We start from the raw sequence: 21,614 nt of genomic DNA, 5'->3' as shown, positions 1-21,614 counted from the left end.
CATTATTTACAGATTCATTATTTACAGATTCATTATTTACAGATTCATTATTTACAGATTCATTATTTACAGATTCACTATCTTCAGATTTTTTTTCTTCGAGTTTTTCTTCGAGTTTTTCTACTAATTTGTCAATTTCTTTTTTAAGCTCTATCTTACTATCTTCTATATCATTAATAGTTGAATTAATTGTTTCAATAATAGCTCGTGATTCTATCTGCTCTTCTAAAGTAATCTCATGAGGAAAGTAATCTACTAATTTTTCTAAATATCTACGTATAACACCTTGTTTTATATCTTGTGAACTACAAGCTATCACAACTCGATTATGCTTTTTTAACTCCTCAACAATCCCTATAAAATCATTAGCCATATATTTATCACATGGTAATCTTTCTAAATCATCGATAAATATCAGCATATTTTTAGGTAACATTTTATGCCAATTATGTAATATATATCCCGCTAACAAGCCATTTAGTGATAGCCATCTATTCGAAAATTTTATAGTTATTAACTGTTTTATAAACTCTTCTCTACTATATGAAAAACAACTCAGTTTTTTTGCTCTAAAGGAGCTATATTTTGGTTTATAAACATTTTCAAAATAATGAGTTTTACCACTACCCCAATCACCTAATATAATATCAACACCTGTAGGTATTTTTCTAGCATTTAAACTTCGGCGGCGACAATATTCTATTAATTTTAAGAAAAATCTTTTTATAAAATAAAAAACTGACTTAATAATATCTTTAATCATAAAATATAAAAAAGTAAAGATTATAATCAGGAGCAATAAGCTAGAAATATTCTCAAAAAGATATTTAATTATAGGTATAATTTCCTGAAACATTGAGTAATTAGAATTTATAAAAATACTACTTTGACTTACATATATAACTTCCCGAAACATTGAATAATTGGAATTTATAAAAATACTACTTTGATAATACTATATTCTTTCTATAGCGTGAAGATATAGTTATAAATAAGCAGTTCGCCACATTGATGAAACATTATTTACAACCGAATCTCTATCTTGAATATTCGTTAAGAAATGTAATCCTGTACGCTGTTCAATATCCTTGATTGATACTCTATAATTTGCAATCTTTGTCTTCTCAACTCTTGCATTAGGCATTACAAAGGCTATTGCTTGGTTTTTAGAAGGTACATAAATTATTTTAAAGAAGTAGTCAGGAACAGCTATCTTATTATCGCCTATAGTTTTATGGATTGTTTGTTTTTTGTATATAGGCCCTGTATAGACATATATACTGTCATACATATTTGCCCAAATACGCTCATCTGTTTCAAGCCTTTCCCAACCTTGTCTATTAAGACCTGCTTTCTGTGGTGACATATTCGACAATAAGAATGACTCATCTGCAGACTTTTTACTAAAATCCATAGATGCATAAGATGCCAAATGTCCTCTATCATAACCAGAGCGTGAATAATCATCTAATGTAGCTCGATAAACAAAAGGTACATCACTATCCTCTTTAAATTTATCATCTCTCTTTAACTTATTAGCGACTTTTGACTTTGTGAGTTTAAATGCCACCCAACTCGCCTCTTTAGTTTGATAATTATAACCAACAACATAGCCATCACGACATAGGTAGATATTTGATTGCCCCAACCCTTCTGTCACATCATAACTAGGATTACCATAAGCCAAAAAACCATGGCAATAATCAGTTACTGCAGGTAGTGTTCTAACAGGTGGATACTGCTTAAGATTTTCAAATTGATTTATTTGCTGCTGCTGATCTTTTGCACTATCACTTTCAGAAAAGAATTTTGCAATTATATTTTGATTATCTTTAGCAGTATATTGCTTTAGTGGCTCGCTAGTAAAATAGTTATATATTTTATAACGTAAATCTATAATTTTTTCTTTAATATCAAACTTATCAAATAGAAGTCCTGAAAAACCTCCACTAATAGTTAATACCAAAAATAATACTATCTTTACATAGCTAATTGACTTCTTATTATCTTTGTTAGAGTTTTTATTTTTTGCTGCCATGTTTACCTATTTTTTATCACAAAAACATCATTAGAAATTTTCATCTATATTAATTGAAAAATATTAGAAATAAAAAATTATTCAGCTATTTAATATGTCTTGTCTTAAATAATAGGAAATCTTTGACTTCTTGATCTTCGATTAATGGTAATACTTCTTTTCTAATTCTACTGTAGTAATTGTTTATAGTTTTTTTCTCGGTATAAGTTAGCATCCATGTTTCAATCAAATTATATTCATAAGGTACTAATGTCAAATCCTCAAAACAATAAAAAGGTCCATGACCTGTAGGAGAATCTTGATTACGTTGTTTTACATAACACAAATTTTCAATTCTAATGCCAAACTGACCTGGAAAATATGCTCCTGGTTCATTGCTTAGAATCATGCCAGGCATTAGCTCAACTTTAGAGGCTGAGTTTATACGTTGAGGCCCTTCATGCACACCTAAGAAACTACCCACTCCATGACCTGTACCATGAGCATAATCTGAACAGAAATGCCATAAATGCTCACGTGCTAATACATCTAAGTGAGATCCTGTAGTTCCTTTTGGAAAGACTGCTCTACCTAAGCCTAGATGACCTTTTAAAACTAATGTATAGTATCTTCTATGCTCATTAGATGGTCTACCGAAGTGCAGTACGCGAGTAATATCAGTTGTTCCTTCTTTATACTGCCCTCCAGAGTCGCACAAAAGAGGTGCTTGATCATCAATTTTCTTTAGATTAGCATCTCTCTTAGCTGAATAATGAATAATCGCACCATTAGCAGCATGACCAACGATATATGAGAAACTATCTTCAACATAACCTTTTTGCTTAGAACGAAACTCTCTGAGTTTTGCCATCGCATCAAGTTCATCTATCCCTTGATAATTATTCTCCATCCAATGCCACCACGAAATAAATGCAGCAGCATCTTTTTTATGAGCATCTTTTGATCCATTTATTTCAATAGAGTTTTTTAATGCTTTACTCAAAATTATTGGACTAGTGTCTTCGATAAGTTTACTATGCTCATTTTCTTTGATTGCTAATTTAACAGCATAGCTTGCAACATTACTATCAATAACAAACTTTGCAGCAAACTTTTTCAGATCAGTGAAAAAGTCTTTATAGTCAAGAACGATCACATTATTTTGTTCAAAATGACTATGAATCTCATCTGTAACTTTATCTTTATCAATATATAAGAAAGTACTTTCAACTGTAACTACCATATAGCAAATAGCCAATGGTGTATTTTTAATATCTCTACCTCTTATGTTTAAAGCCCACATAATAGAATCTAGGCTTGTTTCTATCAGACATTCTGCTTTGATAGATTTCAAATATGTTCTAAGATTTCTTAGTTTTGAATCAACCGATTGACCGGCATATTGAATTTCGTGTACAAAAACATTTTCTTTAGGTATAGCAGTTTCTTGATTAAGTTCTTTTTGAGCTTGAGCTACTAGATTAGTATTATCAAAAACAATTTTACCATCAACTTTTTTTGCTATTGATAATAAATTTTCCGCTCTAGTAATACCTATTTTTTTTGGATCTATCGCAAGTGTTTTACCAGCTAAGTTTTCTTCAAGCCACTCTTCTATTTTTGAAGAAAAAGCTGTTTGCTTTAATAATACAAATTCATTTTTATTAAGTTGATATTCTGCTTGAGTGAAATATCTACCATCGGTTGAAAGATAAGATTTATCTAAACCTATAAGCACATCTCCTGCTGAACCATCAAATCCACTAATCCAACTACGATATTGCCAGCATTCTGGAACATATTCATTATTATGATCATCTATAGAAGGAACTAAATAAAAATCATAGCCCTTTTCTTTCATTAATCTTCTTAAAACTTGTAATTTCTCAGACATTTTATCCCCATTAAAATATATTTAAATTCACTCAAACCATACAAATGTAGCTTGTCTACCTGTAATACCTTCTTTACGATAAGAGTAAAATCTTTTGTTACTGTAAGTACATAAGCCAGAATCAACCACATCAAAACAGTGATTATCATTTAATATTTGTCTAGCTACCATTTTCATATCAAAAAGATATTTATCTTCACTTTTTGAGCGAAATGCTTGTCCATAAGCTTCATGCTGCTCTACAAATTTATCATGAACATCACGACCAACTTCATAGAAATTTCCAGAAATACAAGGACCAAACCAGGCTACTAGATCTAAGCCAACAAACTCTTTGAGAGTCTGCTCTAATATTCCTTGTAACAAACCTTTCCAACCAGCATGTATAGCAGCTACTTTTGTCATCTTTTTATCAAAAAGTATTATAGGTAGGCAATCTGCTGTCAAAACTACACAAGCTTGCTTAGGCTTATCTGTAACAATAGCATCACAAAAACCACCATTATATTCATCAAAACTTGTGACAATATTTGTATGATTTTGCCTTAACCATTTAATATCAGCATTGATGTACGATCTAAATGAATTACGATTTTTTTCTACAGCTAAATGCTTATCACCAACATTATCTGCTAGATTAAATTTAGCATATTTATCTTTACTAAAGCCTTGAGTATTATTTGTATAACCTAGTTTAAGTCTAGCAAAAGGCGTATTTACAAAAACTACTGACATCCTCTTAAACTTACCTATTTTTTAGCGTAACGATTTTTAACATAATTCTCGACAATCTCTATAAACTCTTTTGAGATATTATCACCTCTGAGAGTATGAGCTTTTTTGCCATCTATAAATACTGGTGCTACAGGAGACTCTCCACTGCCTGGCAAACTAATACCAATATCAGCATTTTTTGACTCACCTGGACCATTTACTACACAACCCATCACAGCTACTTTCATGGCTTCAACACCATGATATTGGTCTTTCCATGTATGCATTTTTTCATCTAAATGCTCTTTAACTGTACTAGTTAGCTCTCTAAAAAATGAGCTAGTAGTTCTTCCACAGCCTGGACAAGATATCACACTTGGGGTGAATGTTCGCATACCAAGGTTTTGTAAAATCTCTCGACACACTCTAACCTCTTCTGTACGTGGAGCATTTGGTGCTGGAGTTAGTGATACACGTATAGTGTTACCTATACCTTGTTGTAACAATATTCCCAAGCTAACAGCACTAGCAACAATACCTTTTGTACCCATACCTGCTTCAGTCAGCCCTAAGTGTAGAGCATAATCACACTCTTTAGCAAGCTTTTGATACACCGCTACTAAGTCTTGAACTTCACTAACTTTACATGAAATAATGATTTTATCTTTTGCTAAACCAAACTCTTGTGCATATTTTGCGCTCTCTAGTGCTGAAGTAATAAGCGCTTTGTGCATTATTTGCTGCAATGTTAGCGGATTTTCTTGAGCATTATTCTCATCAATTAGCCTAGCTAATAATGCCTGATCTAAACTTCCCCAGTTAACCCCAATACGAACGGGCTTATCATTTGCAATCGCAATTTTGATAATCTCTGCAAACTGAGTGTCCTTCTTCTTACCAAAACCCACATTACCTGGGTTTATACGATATTTCGCTAGTGCCTTTGCACACTCTGGATATTTACTAAGTAAAGTATGACCATTGTAATGAAAGTCACCAACTAGAGGTACATGACAATCATGCTTTGCTAACTCTTTAACAATATCTGGTACAGCGGCAGCCGCTGGCTCATCATTAACAGTAATTCTAACTATCTCGCTACCTGCTTTATGAAGAGCTAAAATTTGTTTAACTGTCTTTTCAATATCTGCAGTATATGTATCTGTCATCGATTGGACAACAACAGGATTACCTCCGCCAATTAAGACATCTCCTACTCTTACAACATTTGTTTTACTCATATAAGAACCCAAAAACTATATTTATTTTTTTAAATAATTTCACGAAAAGTATACAATGTAAGATTATATCATCATAAAGATTAATTTTCATAAGCTATGAACTTTAAAGAATTAGAAAATTACTTGAATAATTACTTTGATATTGCTCAATTTAAAGACTATTGCCCAAATGGTCTACAGATTCAAGGAGATAGAGATATCAAAAAGGTTGTCACTGGTGTCACAGCATGTCAGGCACTTATAGACCAAGCTGTAAAAGAGAATGCTGATGCTATTATTGTACATCATGGTTATTTTTGGAAAGGTGAAAGTTACCCTATCATAGGTATGAAGTATGAGCGTATCTCAAAACTTATAAAAAATGGCATACATCTATTTGGTTATCACCTGCCTCTAGATGGACATTCTCAAATTGGTAACAATATCTTATTAGCAAAAAAGCTAAATCTTACAAATTTAGAGTTTTTTGAAACAGGTTCTAAGCCTGATATTTCAGTAATTGGTGAATGTAATTTAAATTTAGATAGTTTTAGCAATTTAATAGAAAATAAACTTGATAAAAAGCCAACCGTAATTTTTACAAAACAGCAAAATAAAAAAGTAGCTATTTGTACTGGTGGAGCACAAGACTATATTGAATATGCATATCAAGCCGGAGCTGATACTTTCATATCAGGAGAAATCTCTGAAAGAACAACACATACTGCTCGAGAACTAGGTATAAACTATATAGCTGCTGGACATCATGCTACAGAAAAAGAAGGTGTAAAAGCTATTGCTGAGTTACTTAAACAAGAGTTTGCTCTAGATACAAAATTTATAGATATAGATAATCCGGCATAGCATACTTATTATTTCTTGGGTAATTCTTGGGAGATACCATTAGGGTATCCTCTATAAGAGATAACCTTTTTATCATTATTAGAGTTAATAATTCTATCTATGTATCCCAAAAATTTAGTGTTATCAGTTCCTAATCTATACACTAAACTATTCCAGTTTATTTTTTTATCTTTGGCAGTAATATTTTGATCTGCCCATGATGCTTCAGCCAAACCAGTCATTTTAGGAAATGCCATGTACCATAAATGATTAGCATTATTGATATTCTCTGACCACAGCGCTCCTTCTAGACCCTTTATATTTTTAGCTTCTTTTGCTGATAAACTTGTAATTGTAGTTTTTGAATCTAAAGCACTATTTAAAGCGGCATGAGTATCTGCATATTCAGTAGCCCAGTAAAAACCAGGCTCCCAAACATCAGGATTATATGCTAAATCAAAATATGTATCATCAGCATATGCCAATACTGTAGAGTAACCAGCCTTTGCAAGCTGCTGTGCTTCACTATACCCTGAGCTGTTAAATGCACTCCAAACCCAAATATATCCGGTTTTATTAGAAGGTATTGAATTTTTATCAATACCTCCTGCTAAATTTTCATTAGGATCATTTTGGACAGTTTGTTGCCATCCAGATATTCTTAGATTAGTACTTTGTTGTAACTCTTTAAAAAATTTATGCGACTTTTCTAATGCATTTAAATCTTTTTCATTCTCACATGTTGAGTCATTAATCCAAGCATCAGTGGAAACTTCATCACCACCTACACTAACTTGTGGCTCAAAATATACTGTATTTTGGTTATCAAAAAGTTTATATATCTCTGTCACAATCTGATCAATCTTAGCTGTAAACTTTTCTCCTTGTATATTTGCCTGATTATATAAACACACTGGTAAAACATCATCATAATACCCTTGTACACTTATATAGTCACTTTTATCAGATTTATTAACAAATATATCAGGTGCTGAATCAATTAGTGCTTTAGCATGACCTGGAAAATCTATTTCAGGAACAACTGTTATCTGTCTAGCATTTGCATAACTAATAATCTCTTGAATATCTTTTTTTGAATAGTATCCCTTATAAAAGGTTGTAGCAGTTGGGTAATTAGGCGATATAATATCGCCATCTTTTATTTTCTGATTAAAGTAGTTTGATTTATCTAAATTTGCTTGTTGATACATTTGTGCCGGAATAGTTGAGCTATCATTATATCCTCTTGTACTAGCTCTTTTAACATCTACGCTATCTAAAGCTAGCCTAAAACCTTCATCATCAGAAAAATGAATATGTAAAGTATTTAGCTTTTGGCTTGCCATAGCATCAATTAGTGTTTTTATTGTCTGAACACTAAAGTAATGTCTAGCGACATCTAGCAATATACCTCTATACTGAAATCTTGGTTGATCTTTGATTATTACTTGAGGAAGTATCAACATATTACTACTATTTTTACTACCAACATTATCTTTTTGATAAAGATTTCTCAGTGTTTGGATAGCATAAAATAAACCAGCATTTGTCTGATATCTAATATAGATCTTATTATCAATTATTTTTAAAATATAGCCTTCTTTATTTTTAATAGATAAGTCTTTTTCAAGAATAATACTCGCATAATTTTTATCAGTAACTGCGTTTAAATCATAAGTTATAATCTTATCTGTTTTAAAATATTGATTTAATAATTTGATATTCTGCTTACTATTAGAATTATCTATATATACTCCATTATCTAAATTTATATTTTGCTTTGAGCCAATATCACTAATACTTAGAGGCGTTGGTATCAGATGATATTGATTAGCAAATTCTGAAGAATTACTAGCAATTGAGTTATCAACATATGATTGTAATTTTTGTTGGATTTCCATATCAATCTTAGCTGGATCATAGCCCTGAATACTTGAAATTTCTTTAGTATCTTTAGATATATAAGCATCTAGATTAGCATTGGAAGTCATTACACTTCCTTTAGAGTCAATCAAAAAGAAACTCTGAGGAAGAGATGATATATTACTAGGAGACCATTGGTTATTATTCTCAAAACTAAATCTATATGTATGCCCTGCCTCTAGTTCAAAATCAGTAATAGCTCTAAATAAATTACTATACCCATCAGCATATATCGGCATAGTAGTCAGATTATCTGTTTTTTTAACATAAATTAAATTTGCAGATTTTTTAGTACTTAAATCAGTTACCTTAAGAGCAAGATCAGGATTCACTTCTTTAGATAAATTATAAGTTCTTGGCATATAAAAACCAAAAAACCAATTTCCTGATTGATTTTGATTAACTTTGACATCAATACTCATATCAAAATTCTGATTATTTTGACTGATATTTTTTATTTGAATTTTTTGTACATCAAAATTAGTTGCAAATCCACTATTAAGTAAACACTGTGAACCAAGTAATACAGCTATTAAATTCTTTTTCATATATGCCTTATATCAAATTGAATAAATTTAAAATGATAATACTTAATAAAGATATTATCTAAACTATTTGATTATTGAAAATAAAAGATGAGAAAGAATATAAGATTAGTAAAAGTTATTTGATAAAACCTTGTTCGATTTCTTCTAGAGTACGTCCATTTGTTTTTGGTACAAATTTAAACGCGATAAAGCTATACACCAAAGTACATACTCCACATATACCTAAAATTACACCGTAATTTCCATTAAAATGTTGAGTAATAGGCATAACAGATGAAGCTAAAATTGCAGAAGCCATACTATTTAAGAATAGTGCTACAGCTAAACCTTTACTTCTAATATTTGTAGGTAATAACTCAGACATGATAACCCATATATATGCTCCAGGACCAATTGCAAAGAAAAATATATATAATATGAAACCAATAAGTAATACCATACCTTTTGCTGAAGTATCAGGCATAGCATACATTAGAACTGCCAGAGTAAGCAAAACTATAGAAACCATTAAAGTTCCAAAAGTAATTACAAATTTTCTCTCTATTTTATCAGCTATAACTACTGCTATAATCGTTGTCACAAAATTAAGACCCGTAATTGCAACGCCACCAACAACTGCTGCATATACAGAACCTAAGCCAGTTTCTTTTAGCATCGTAGGAGCGTATTGTAAGATACTGTTAATCCCAGTCATTTGAGCTAAAATTGCAACTGAGAATACTATAAGCATTGGCATTAAATAATGTCTTTTTGTAAGACTCGACAATAAACTACCTTCATTTTTAGTTTTCTCAATCAAAGCTTTAACTTCTTGCATTTGCTGTTTTGCTGCATCTACACCTATTGTTTCTGTAAGGATTTTTTCTGCTTCTAGCTCTCTGTTTTTCATAATCAGCCATCTAGGAGATTTAATCAGTAAAAATCCTCCAACAAATACAATCAGACCAGGAATTAAAGCGGTAAGAAACATATTTCTCCAGTCACCAGTTTCTAAGCCAGTTACAGGATCATTTGAAATAAACAATAAGCTTACTGCAACAGATATTAATATTCCTGCTGTGAGAAATAGCTGAAAACATGTGACGGCTAAACCGCGAATCATACTAGGCACAGATTCTGTCAAATATAGCGGAACTGTTATAGATATAAAACCAACTGCTACGCCTTGAACTAATCTTGAAAATAAAAGGAAATTATAACTTTCAGAAAAATAAATCATAAAAACTGATAATGTAAATATCAATCCGGATGCTGTGATCATATTTTTTCTACCAAAGATATCCGCTAATATCCCACCTATAAGAATTGCAAAGGCTCCACCAAATAAAACAGAACCTCCTAAGAATGATTCTTGTGCTGCAGTCATACCCAATTCAGATTTGATAAAAGGTAAAGCACCGCCTATTATACCTATATCATATCCGTACAACATTCCACCCATTGCTGAGAAGAATATAATCATAAACACTTTAAGCTTATTAGCTTCTTTCATTCTTTTCTCCTTAAAAAAATAAAGCCATCAGTAAATTATCATTTCAAAATAAATTAAACAGTTTCGGTAACTTTTTTTAGATTACTTGGACTATCTGGGTTATATCCTAATGACAACGCTAATTCATTTACCATTAGATAAAACTTCTGTAATAGAACTACAGTTTCAAGAATTGGATGAGTTTTTACATCTACATATAAGTGAACTTTTGCACTAGACTCATTATCTGTCGTGGCAAATACAGTTCCAACTCCTAAGTCAGACATTCTCTTAACAATCTCTCGAGTACCTTGAGCACTTTCATCATGCTGCAAAATAGTAAATGTTGTAAAAGTTTGATTCATAAGTGCAAATGGACCATGCAACACCTCAGCAGAACTAAATGCCTCAGCATGTATTCCACAAGTTTCTTTGAATTTCAAAGCCATCTCTTGGACTATCGGGAATCCAAAACCTCTTCCGATGACAAACATGTTTTTACTTTTCTTAAGCTCTTCTATAGCTGGAGTCCAATCAGAATTTAGACTTTTCTCTAGAGCTTCTGGAAGAATATTCAAACTATCCAAAAGAGCTTGATCTTGATTATATTCAGCTACAATACTTACTAACGCTACTAAAGAAGTTATTACGCTTTTCGTTGCTGCAACTGCATTTTCTGCATCAGCTCTTACAGGTAAGACCAAATCTGCGCTATCTGCTAAAGGAGATTTCTCAACATTCACTATCGCTAAAGTAGTACATCCAGCTTTCTTACAACCTTCAAGTGCTAGACGCAAATCTGGACTACCACCTGACTGTGATATACCTATAGCTAATGTATGTTCATCACCTATATTTTTGTTATAAATAGTTGTTATAGATGGTGGCAACGAAGAAACACTAAATCCAAGTTGTGTTTCAAATAAATACTTTGCATAATTCGCTACACAATCAGAACTGCCTCTCGCTACAGTAATAACTCTTTTAATATTTTTTTCCTTAAGAGTTTTAACTATAGTTTTAACAATATCTTTATTAAGTTTAAGTTGATTAGCAACTTTCTCGAAGCTACTACTAGCCTCTTGATGCATAAGAGTTTTTGTCATATTAACTGATGAAATAAAAATTATAGGTAATCCATTATAAGCTTGTTTTTTTTATTTTTACAACAAAAAACATCTATCAAATTTAAACTGTCATTATTAATTTTTGATAACTTATCTCTCCGCCATTTACTATGTATACCAAATTAGTAAACTATGTTAAAATCCTTCTCTACAACTTTCTATAATAGGTTTTAAATATGGTAATTTTACTTATAATCTCAATCGCCTTATTAATATACTTACACATTAAGCAGGTTAGTTTTAATTTTAGAACAATATTCGCTCTAGTTACTGGAATAATTATTGGTATTATCTATAACTGGACTGATAGTTATAGTAATAGTTTCATCCAAATTAGTAATATATTGGGTGACGGTTATATTTCTTTACTTAAGATGCTAATTATCCCTATTGTTCTAACATCTATTATCCATTCAATAGTAAATCTAAAAAACTATGAAGGCTCTTATGTTATAAAATTTGCATATAAAACAATAGCAATACTACTTATATTAACTGGAGTAAGTGCTGCTATAGGAGCTACTGTCGCCATCATAATGAACTTAGGTCATGGTATAGATATCGCATCTATTACAGGCAATGTCGCTAAGGATATAAAAACATCCAGCATATCCGAGACTGTTTTAGGTTTTTTACCTGAAAATATTTTTCACCAGATGGATAATAATAACGTAATGGCCGTAGTTATATTTGCAATACTTCTTGGCTTCTCAATGCTAATAGCTCATCGTGAAGATAGTAAACTAGCAGCTCCTTTCATTAGTTTTGTAGATTCTGCATTTTTCGTAATAAAGAAATTAGCTAGAATGATTATTGCTATCACACCTTATGGTGTACTTGGATTGATGATACAAATGAGCATAGAGCTAGATAACAATAGCATTTCTACAGTTTTATATTTTATCTTCACTTGTTATATCGCATTAGCAATTGTTCTAATAATGCATATTGTGCTATTAATTATATTTAGAACTAACATTGTCAGATTCTACAAAAGTATTTGGAAAGCTATGTTAGTTGCTGCTACATCTAGATCTAGTATGGGCACTCTACCGTTATCAATAGATGGTTTAAACAAATACGGTACTACTAGTAGTATTGCCACATTTGCACCAACTATGGGTACTACTCTAGGTATGAATGGTTGTGCCGGGGTATTTCCTGCAGTGCTAGCAATAATGGCAATGAATGCTACAGGTGTAGATATCACATTTTCAACTGTTATACTAATTTCTCTAATCTGTATGTTGGCTTCACTAGGTGTATCTGGAATTCCAGGTACAGCATTCGTTGCAGCTGGTGTTGTTTTTTCTTACTTTGGACTGCCTTGGCAAATGATTGCTTTAATCATCGGTGTTGACGCTATTATTGATAGCTTTAGAACTCCGCTAAATATTCATGGTACTATGACAACGGCTATTATAGTAGATAAAACTACCAAAGCTTCTTAGCACGCTAGTATTTATTAAGTACCACAAAAAGTAAATCTAACTTTCTCTTGCTCTAGAGGTTCTGACATATATTTCTTAGTGAGAGTGTTTAATTCATAAGGTGTCTTAAGTGCTGTCACAAGACTTTTAAAGGCGCTAAAATTACCATTTTCTGCAAGCTCAAGTGCTTTTTCAACCTGATGATTACGAGGGATTATTATTGGATTAGATTTCATCATACTTTCAAAATTGATATCGTAATTGATATATTTATCTAACCAATCTTTTAAACCTTTGCTTTGTAAGTCATCAAAATTATTATAGCTTAGATCATAGAAAGTATTTGTATAATCTAACTTATGCTTAAACATAGCAACAAGCAAACCGGAAATAAGTTCATCATCATATTCGCTATTGATATTAAAACCTATTTTATTAAGAAACATTTCTCTCCATTTTTGCTTATAAATTTCTGAATAACTTTGCAGTTTATCTTGAGCTAATTTAATAGCTTCATCCTCGTCCTGTGAGATAAGTTTCAATAAACTTTCTGCTAGTCTTGCAATATTCCAGCCAGCGATTGATGCTTGATTAGCAAATGCATATCTTCCATCTCGATCTATTGAACTAAAAACAGTATCTGGATCATAAGTGTCCATAAATGCACAAGGTCCATAGTCAATAGTTTCCCCTGAAATAGTCATATTATCAGTATTCATAACTCCATGAATAAAACCTACTCTTTCCCATTGTGTTATTAAAGTTGTCTGCTTATCAATGACATAGTCAAGTAAGCTCAAAGCTTTATTATCAGTGTATGGAATATTATGCCTAACAATCGTATAGTCTAACAATTCTTGACTATAACTTTCTCCAAGCATCGCTGCATACTGAAAAGTACCTACTCTAATGTGACTACTTGCAACTCTAAGAGCTATTGCTCCTTGTTGTAATTTACTTCTTTGAATATTTTCACCTGTTGATATCACAGCTAAAATTCGGCTAGTGGGTATGCCTAAATCATACATAGCTTCACTAACTATATATTCTCTAAGCATTGGCGCTAAAGCTGCTTTGCCATCACCACCTCGAGAGAATTTAGTTAAACCTGCTCCTTTTAGATGAAAATCAACAATTTCTTCATTTGCCTTTTTATACTCACCAATTAAGATAGATCGACCGTCTCCTAGCATTGTAAAATTACCAAACTGATGACCTGCATAAGCTTGAGAAATCGGCTTTTTACTATTATAACCTAAGAAAGTTTTTAATAATTCTTGCTCTGATTTACCTTCTAAATCTAAACCTAAATCCTTGGCTAAACAATCATTTACAATCAGTAACTTTGCATCAGGATATCTATACACTTTTTGTTCTGAATAAAATTTATCAGATAAATCTATATAACTATATTGAAAATCAATCATAAAATCTAAACTTTACCATTTTGGTATAATTTTAGCAGAGTATAGATAATAACACAGCTTTTAAGGTAAAATAGATATTATAAGCGCTAGGATAAGGAGTCGGGTAATTATGGAATATCTCAAACTAGCAATAGTTGATTCTGAAAACTATAATAATTTCGCTCATATTTCTGATGGTAATTTTGACAGAGTAATTGTCTTTACAAATCCACAAGAATTGGAAGCAAACTTCAATAAAACTCAAATCTATCACAACTTTGAACTTGTACCAATAATTTACGGTGAAGGTAACAAAGATAATATGGATGGTTATATTTGTGCTAAAGTTGGTGAATATGTCGAAAGATATCGCGATTTTCGTACTTATCTTAGTATTACAATTTTTAGTAATGACCGAATTTTTAGAGGTATCGCATCATACTATACACGCAAAGGATTCAACATAGCTACTGCAGCTCCTAACCAATGTGATACAGGTAATAGCAATACTGACCCCAAAATACGTATCAAAAAATTCCTTGAATGCTACGAAGGTGTCGTTGATAAAACATTTAAAAAACACTTTAATGAAACAAATAAAGATGCCTTCTATAGATTAATTAAAAGGCATTTAGACAAAGATATACCTAGACAAATTACAGATCTTTTCGTTGAAAATAATATTATATTTTTTTCAAATAAATCACGTAAGATTGGTATTGATGAATCTAAGTATAACCTTTTGTAATGTTTTAATAAGGCACTGGATATACGATTTTTATAATGCTAAAATATCGCAACTTTTTATTTATTAATCAATTTTTTTAGAGTTAATTATGGAATATAGAAAATACATTTGTATCGTTTGTGGTTTAATTTATGATGAAGCTGAAGGTTGGCCAGAAGATGGTATCGAACCTGGTACTAGATGGGAAGATGTACCTGAAGATTGGGAGTGTCCTGACTGTGGTGTTGGTAAGGAAGAGTTTGAACTATTAGAAGAATAATTTCTTAAATGGTCTCATTGTTTCAAGAAATATCTTTTGAGAATAAAGATTTCATTGTAATGAGAGATGATCTAAATCACCCTATCTTCTCTGGTAATAAGGCTAGAAAATTAGCTTATCTTCTAAAAAATCCAGATAAATACTCCCACGTCAAGACTATTGTATCTTTTGGCGGTAATCAGTCTAATTTCATGTTGGCATTATCACAGCTAGCTAAGATTAAAGACTGGGATTTCCATTATTGGATAAAACCACTACCAAAATTTCTTAAAAATGCTAAAAATGGCAACCTAAAACTAGCTCTAGAAAATGGCATGCAGTTATTTGAGACTACAAGCTCTCTAAAGCTAAAAAATATAAAGACGAATTACAATATAGACAATAGCCTTTATTTCTTTGATCAAGGTGGTAGGAATACTCTCGCTGAAGAAGGCATAGCTGACTGTGCTAATGAAATTAAAAAGTACTGTCTAGAAAATGATATCGATAATTACAGTGTTGTTGTGGCATCTGGTACTGGCACAACTGCATTATATCTTGAAAAGTATCTACCAAACAAAGTCTACACTATTGCGTGTGTTGGTGATAATCAATACTTAAAAAAACAATTTAATGATATTGATAGTAGTTTAAAACATCCTAGAATTCTCAATTTAAACTTTAAAACTCATTTTGGGCAATTAGATACCCAAAATTACACAATATACCAAAAGCTTCTAGAACAGACAGAAATTGAGTTTGAGCTACTATATGACCCTATAGCTTGGCGCGCATTATTAAATGAACATTGCAAACTTACAAAGCCTATTATCTATATTCATTGCGGTGGAACTAGTGGTAATGAAACTATGGTGGCTAGGTATACAAGATTAACAAGATGAGTTGCTAAATATACTGTGTCACTAATATTTTGTTTAGATGTTTTCTTAGTTCTATAATGTTTGTCTTAACAGATTTACATAGATTGTAAGTAGTATTAAGCTTCTCTGTTGTTGAATTACTAAATCTTATACTACTAAGATTTGCCTTTGGAGAACTTTCAATAGCTGTTAACACTGTAGATTCTTGTAAATCTAATGGTTCTTGTAATATTTTTACTATCTGTCGAGCATAAGCTTTGATTTGCTCAGTTTTTGAAGAAAAATCATGCTCATGGTTTATATATTCAAACATCTTATAAGCTATAGACATTCTCATTTGCTCTTCGAGAAATATATAGGCTAATTGATGTTCTATATTTTTGCTCAATTTCTCATCATTACCAAACTCTAAAGATTTCCATTGACGCAATAAAATATTCATCCTTTTAAGCTGAGTTTTTACTATACGCACTCTTTGGTAAAATCTGTTTTTATTTTGTTGTACCAGCTTTTTGATTTCTTTAGGCTGATTTCTTATAGATAGTTGTTTTATTGATTGTTCTAATTGATTTAGATTATTTGTTATATCTGGAGCAGTATCAACAACTTCTATCAAATCAAAATCAGGCGCAACTTCAGATACTGCTAAATAACATTGTTTATAAATACCTAAAATATGATTATATTTCTCAAGAATTCACGTTCTTAAATTCTCTATAGAATTAAATAAATAATCTTTTTTAACATCTTCAAACTTGGAAACTGCCTTTAGATAATATATTTTTCTACCTGATAGTAGCTCTATAAAAAGAGTTATAACATTATTCGCATCTTCTAAATCAAATAGATTATACATCCCAGCACTATTATAAACTTTAGATAAAAAGCCTACTTTTCTGTCAAGCCCCATTTTTAGATCTGAATATTTGCCTACTAAAGCTTGTAAGAACTTCTCTTTTAAATCTTCAGAAATACTTTGACTAGTACTTATCTGTTTATAAAACTTTATTAGCTTACGTTTGTTAGCTGGCGTATCAATAGGAAAACCATTGTCACGATGTAAATATATAATCTCAGCAAATTCTGCCATTTCTTTATCAAAATGTAGCTCAAAAGCATAAAAGATTTCTTTACTTGTTGGATGAGATTTAGCAAGAATTTCATATGCGATTTTGCTGTCTCGTACTTGATCAGTTAAATTGCTTAGAACAATCTTTTTAGACAAATATAAACTTTGATATGACTCCTCGATCACATATAGAAATTTATCTTGCATCTGTTCTTTGTTACGATGTTTGATTGAGTCAAAAACAATTTTGCTAATAAAACCCACTAACCCTACAAAGAAAACATAAAAAGAAAAGTACGCAACAGTAACTAGTGGGACTTTTTGACCATGACTAAGATAATAGCCTAAAGTTATAGCTATGATTGTAACGGGTCCAGCTGCCCAAAGTATAGATAGTATCGCAGCTTTAATATCAGCACGATGAATCGATGATATTAACTCACTAATATAAGTATCATTATATGAGTTTCTACTCTTAAAAAGTGCTTTTACTTTATTAACTTGTGACAGCATGCTCCAACTACATTTACAAATTATTTAACAAATTTACTTTAAATTTTAACAAAATTATATTGATAACTCCAAATCAGCCATTATTTCGACTTGAATATTAGAGAATGCAAAACTTTTTCATTATAAAAAATTATTTACTCTGATATATTTTTAGAAAGATAATCTTCTATTGCATATGTTAAAAATAGAAACCACTTTCAAACTAAAGTATCTATTTTTTTAGGTACTTTTACGCCTTATTAGTCTATAATTGTTGGTGATTTTATAAAAATAGGTATCCCTAATGATTGAAAATTTAAGAAATATTGCAATTATTGCGCACGTTGACCATGGTAAAACAACATTGGTTGATAAATTACTACAACAATCAGGAACACTTAAAAACCGTGGTCCTGAAGTTGAAAGAGTTATGGACTCTAACGATATTGAGAAGGAAAGAGGAATCACAATCCTTGCAAAAAATACTGCCCTAAAATGGAATAACTATAGGATTAATATCGTAGACACTCCGGGACATGCTGACTTTGGTGGTGAAGTTGAACGTGTACTATCAATGGTTGACTCTGTACTACTACTAGTTGATGCTGTTGATGGTCCTATGCCTCAAACAAGATTTGTAACAGAAAAAGCTTTTGCTCAAGGTTTAAAACCTATCGTAGTTATCAACAAGATTGATAGAGATGGTGCTCGTCCTGATTGGGTTGTTGACCAAGTATTTGACCTTTTTGACAGATTAGGTGCAACTGATGAGCAATTAGATTTCCCTATTATCTATGCTTCTGCAATTAATGGTTGGGCAACTAATGATCTTGATCAGAAAAAAGAAGATATGACAGATCTTTTCAAGGCTGTAATAGAGAACGTTGAGCATCCTGCTGTAGACGAAGATGGGCCATTCCAAATGCAGATATCATCTTTAGATTATTCTAGCTTCACAGGAACTATTGGTATCGGTCGTATACAAAGAGGACGTATCAAGACAAATACTCCTGTAACTATCGTGAATGCTAAAGGTGAAAAAAGAAATGGTCGTGTACTACAAATATTAGGCTATCTTGGTTTAGAAAGAAACGAAGTACCAGAAGCTAGTGCTGGAGATATAGTATGTGTAACAGGTATGGAAGGTCTAAAGATCTCTGATACTTTATGTAACCCTGATCATGTTGAAGCATTACCTGCTCTTTCTGTTGATGAGCCTACTATCAGCATGACTTTCCAAGTAAACAACTCTCCTTTTGCAGGTAAAGAAGGTAAATTTGTAACATCTAGACAAATCAAAGATAGACTAGAAAAAGAGTTAATTCACAACGTAGCATTAAGGGTTGAACAACTAGATGATCCTGATAAGTTCAAAGTATCAGGTCGTGGCGAGCTTCATCTTTCTATTTTACTAGAGAATATGCGTCGTGAAGGTTACGAAATTGCCGTTTCTCGTCCGCATGTAATTTTTAAAGATGTTGATGGTGAAAAACATGAACCATATGAACAGGCTATTATAAATGTCGAAGAAGAACATCAAGGTACTGTAATGGAGCGCATGGGCTTACGTCAAGGCGAGCTTAAAAATATGGAACCTGATGGAAAAGGTCGTGTAAAACTTGAGTTTATTATTCCATCGCGTGGTTTGATAGGTTTCTATACAGAATTCCTTACTATTACATCTGGATCAGGTATATTAAACAAAGTGTTCGATCATTATGGACCAATGAAGAAACAAACTCTAGAAACTCGCCAAAATGGTACTCTAGTTTCTATGGTACCTGGTAAAGCATTAGCATATGCTCTTTGGAATCTTCAAGAGCGTGGTAAAATGTTTATCGGTCATGGTACTGAAGTCTATGAAGGTATGATTATAGGTATTCATAGTAGAGATAACGATCTGGCTGTAAATCCTTGTAAAGGTAAGCAGCTAACTAACGTTCGTGCCTCTGGTAAAGATGATGCTCTTACTCTAGTTACTCCAATCAAATTGACTCTTGAATATGCTCTTGAGTTTATCGAAGATGATGAACTTGTAGAAATTACTCCAGTGTCTATTAGGTTAAGAAAAAAACATCTAACAGAATCTGATCGTAAAAAAGCATCTCGTGGTACGCTTTAATAAAATATATTCTTTCAAACTAATTCTTTTCTTTTTTACCTAAAGCTTTTATCCATAAGGAATTTAATATGCAAAGATTAGAAAATAAAGTCGCTTTAATAACAGGCTCTGCTAGAGGAATAGGTAAAGCCATTGCAGAACTATTTGCTAGTGAGGGAGCTAATGTCATTGTTTCAGATATAAATGATAGCTTAGGTAATCAAACTGTTAATGACATTAACTCATCAAATTGTGAATATAAACACTTAGATGTTAGTTTTGAAGATGATTGGATAAGTATTAGCAAATATATTATATCTAAATTTGGTAAACTTGATATTTTAATTAATAATGCTGGTATTACAGGTTTTATAGAGAGTTCAGGTCCTCATGACCCTGAAAATTTAGATATAAATTCTTGGCGAAAAGTCCATGCTGTAAACGCTGATGGTGTAGCCTTAGGGTGTAAATATGCTATCAAACTTATGAAAGAAAATGGCGGAAGTATAGTTAATATTTCTTCCCGCTCTGGACTTGTAGGTATACCTCAGGCTGTTGCATATGCTTCGAGTAAGGCATCTGTAAGGAATCATACAAAATCAGTTGCTTTGTACTGTGCTAATATGAATTATGGGATTAGGTGTAACTCAATTCATCCAGGAGCCATATTGACTCCAATGTGGGATGAGATGCTACCAAAAGATGAAGATCAAAAACAAGCAGCTATTAAAACTATTGCTCAGGATATACCTTTGAAGAAAATGGGTGAAGCAAAAGATGTAGCTTATGCAGCTTTATATCTAGCATCTGATGAATCAAAATATGTTACAGGGATTGAATTAAATGTAGATGGTGGAATACTTGCGGGAAGCTCAGCAACTCCAAATAAAAATGACTAGTATTAGTTGTGATTTAATAAGTACTAAATAATCTTTAGATATTATTGCTTACTTTTACATCCGGTTCTCCATCTATTTCATTTATACTATCAAAGCTTCTCCAGCCCTCCTCTGAATTAACAGTAATATCTACATGTATAGGCTGATATTCACTAATAACTTCTCCTTCTTCAACAGTAACATTTGTACCATCTGTAAGGTCATAACTAGAAACTAATTCATTATAATCTCCTCTAATACATATATTCTCAGCTCCAGATCTAAGCTTACTTTCACAAGGTTCATCTTCATTTATTTTTGTAAAACGTATATTTAAAAATTTTTTATTGCTATCATCAATCACCTGAATCCAATCGTATGCCTCACCTGGATGATCATTATCTGCCGTCTCAATTACAAACTTGAGATTCCCTCTAGATGATATCCACTCCCTAGCAGATGTTGTTTTCATATCACCACTTCCACCAGAGCCACTACGTATCTGATTTGATAAATTATTTGTTATAGACACTACTGCTTGACTACCAGCTTTTTCAGCATATATCGGACTAATAAAACTAAATAATAAAATCCATATAATTCTTCTTTTCATA

The 21,614-nt window shown here is 31.8% G+C and carries 16 protein-coding genes and 2 pseudogenes; 7 read left to right on the top strand and 11 right to left on the bottom strand.

From position 1 onward, the window contains the following. From ACKTR7_RS09310 to ispG, 5 genes are all read right to left on the bottom strand, one after another. A partial coding sequence (locus ACKTR7_RS09310) for a hypothetical protein (RefSeq protein WP_407878035.1) occupies positions 1-763 on the bottom strand: 763 nt, incomplete at its 3' end. A gap of 222 nt (positions 764-985) precedes the next feature. Then, the gene (locus ACKTR7_RS09305; protein WP_407878034.1) at positions 986-2,038 is read right to left on the bottom strand and encodes a DNA/RNA non-specific endonuclease; all 1,053 of its coding nucleotides are present in this window, start codon (positions 2,036-2,038) and stop codon (positions 986-988) included. A gap of 85 nt (positions 2,039-2,123) precedes the next feature. Then, positions 2,124-3,911, bottom strand: coding sequence for a M24 family metallopeptidase (locus ACKTR7_RS09300; RefSeq protein ID WP_407878033.1), 1,788 nt, complete (start codon positions 3,909-3,911; stop codon positions 2,124-2,126). Between the two features lie 27 nt (positions 3,912-3,938). Next, positions 3,939-4,646, bottom strand: a complete 708-nt coding sequence (gene pgeF / locus ACKTR7_RS09295) for a peptidoglycan editing factor PgeF (RefSeq protein ID WP_407878032.1) — start codon at positions 4,644-4,646, stop codon at positions 3,939-3,941. Positions 4,647-4,660: 14 nt separating this feature from the next. Beyond that, positions 4,661-5,866 carry a flavodoxin-dependent (E)-4-hydroxy-3-methylbut-2-enyl-diphosphate synthase gene (ispG, locus tag ACKTR7_RS09290; RefSeq protein WP_407878031.1) on the bottom strand — a complete coding sequence of 402 codons (1,206 nt, stop codon included), beginning with the start codon at positions 5,864-5,866 and terminating at the stop codon, positions 4,661-4,663. Positions 5,867-5,962: 96 nt separating this feature from the next. Between ispG and ACKTR7_RS09285 the strand changes: the two genes are divergently transcribed. Next, positions 5,963-6,709, top strand: a complete 747-nt coding sequence (locus ACKTR7_RS09285; RefSeq protein WP_407878030.1) for a Nif3-like dinuclear metal center hexameric protein — start codon at positions 5,963-5,965, stop codon at positions 6,707-6,709. 248 nt (positions 6,710-6,957) lie between these two features. Here the strand turns inward: ACKTR7_RS09285 and ACKTR7_RS09280 are convergent. The 3 genes and pseudogenes from ACKTR7_RS09280 to ACKTR7_RS09270 all read right to left on the bottom strand — a co-directional run. Next, positions 6,958-8,589, bottom strand: a pseudogene (locus tag ACKTR7_RS09280) (family 20 glycosylhydrolase); the annotation flags it as partial. A gap of 685 nt (positions 8,590-9,274) precedes the next feature. Continuing rightward, positions 9,275-10,651, bottom strand: coding sequence for a sugar porter family MFS transporter (locus tag ACKTR7_RS09275; protein ID WP_407878029.1), 1,377 nt, complete (start codon positions 10,649-10,651; stop codon positions 9,275-9,277). A gap of 53 nt (positions 10,652-10,704) precedes the next feature. Further along, complete coding sequence (locus ACKTR7_RS09270; protein ID WP_407878028.1) at positions 10,705-11,736, bottom strand: SIS domain-containing protein; 1,032 nt, start codon at positions 11,734-11,736, stop codon at positions 10,705-10,707. 197 nt (positions 11,737-11,933) lie between these two features. On the opposite strand from ACKTR7_RS09270, the gene ACKTR7_RS09265 reads away from it, so the two are divergent. Next, entirely contained in the window at positions 11,934-13,208 is a 1,275-nt protein-coding gene (locus ACKTR7_RS09265) for a dicarboxylate/amino acid:cation symporter (protein ID WP_407878027.1), read from the top strand. Positions 13,209-13,222: 14 nt separating this feature from the next. Here ACKTR7_RS09265 and ACKTR7_RS09260 read toward each other — a convergent pair whose 3' ends face one another. Beyond that, a complete protein-coding gene (locus ACKTR7_RS09260) occupies positions 13,223-14,614 on the bottom strand; it encodes a protein adenylyltransferase SelO (protein ID WP_407878026.1) in 1,392 nt (463 codons plus the stop codon). Between the two features lie 109 nt (positions 14,615-14,723). On the opposite strand from ACKTR7_RS09260, the gene ACKTR7_RS09255 reads away from it, so the two are divergent. The 3 genes from ACKTR7_RS09255 (at position 14,724) to ACKTR7_RS09245 (ending at position 16,481) form a co-directional block, all read left to right on the top strand. Beyond that, positions 14,724-15,341: a PIN domain-containing protein gene (locus ACKTR7_RS09255; RefSeq protein ID WP_407878025.1), complete on the top strand. Its 618-nt coding sequence runs from the start codon at positions 14,724-14,726 to the stop codon at positions 15,339-15,341. An 88-nt stretch (positions 15,342-15,429) separates the two neighbouring features. Next, on the top strand, positions 15,430-15,600 hold the full coding sequence (locus ACKTR7_RS09250; protein WP_014715576.1) for a rubredoxin: 171 nt from the start codon (positions 15,430-15,432) through the stop codon (positions 15,598-15,600). Positions 15,601-15,608: 8 nt separating this feature from the next. Next, on the top strand, positions 15,609-16,481 hold the full coding sequence (locus ACKTR7_RS09245) for a 1-aminocyclopropane-1-carboxylate deaminase (RefSeq protein ID WP_407878024.1): 873 nt from the start codon (positions 15,609-15,611) through the stop codon (positions 16,479-16,481). A 4-nt stretch (positions 16,482-16,485) separates the two neighbouring features. Here ACKTR7_RS09245 and ACKTR7_RS09240 read toward each other — a convergent pair. Further along, a pseudogene (locus ACKTR7_RS09240) lies at positions 16,486-18,042 on the bottom strand (hypothetical protein). Positions 18,043-18,325: 283 nt separating this feature from the next. Between ACKTR7_RS09240 and typA the strand changes: the two are divergent. Both typA and ACKTR7_RS09230 read left to right on the top strand, forming a co-directional pair. Continuing rightward, positions 18,326-20,143 carry a translational GTPase TypA gene (gene typA, locus ACKTR7_RS09235; RefSeq protein WP_407878023.1) on the top strand — a complete coding sequence of 606 codons (1,818 nt, stop codon included), beginning with the start codon at positions 18,326-18,328 and terminating at the stop codon, positions 20,141-20,143. Positions 20,144-20,211: 68 nt separating this feature from the next. Next, positions 20,212-21,021, top strand: coding sequence for an SDR family NAD(P)-dependent oxidoreductase (locus ACKTR7_RS09230; RefSeq protein WP_407878022.1), 810 nt, complete (start codon positions 20,212-20,214; stop codon positions 21,019-21,021). Positions 21,022-21,055: 34 nt separating this feature from the next. Here ACKTR7_RS09230 and ACKTR7_RS09225 read toward each other — a convergent pair whose 3' ends face one another. Further along, positions 21,056-21,613, bottom strand: coding sequence for a hypothetical protein (locus ACKTR7_RS09225; protein WP_407878021.1), 558 nt, complete (start codon positions 21,611-21,613; stop codon positions 21,056-21,058). Between the last annotated feature and the right edge of the window lies 1 nt (position 21,614).

The sequence above is a fragment of the Francisella sciaenopsi genome (assembly GCF_045862875.1).
GTDB lineage: Bacteria > Pseudomonadota > Gammaproteobacteria > Francisellales > Francisellaceae > Francisella > Francisella sciaenopsi.
This window is presented reverse-complemented; position numbering and strand designations above follow the sequence as displayed.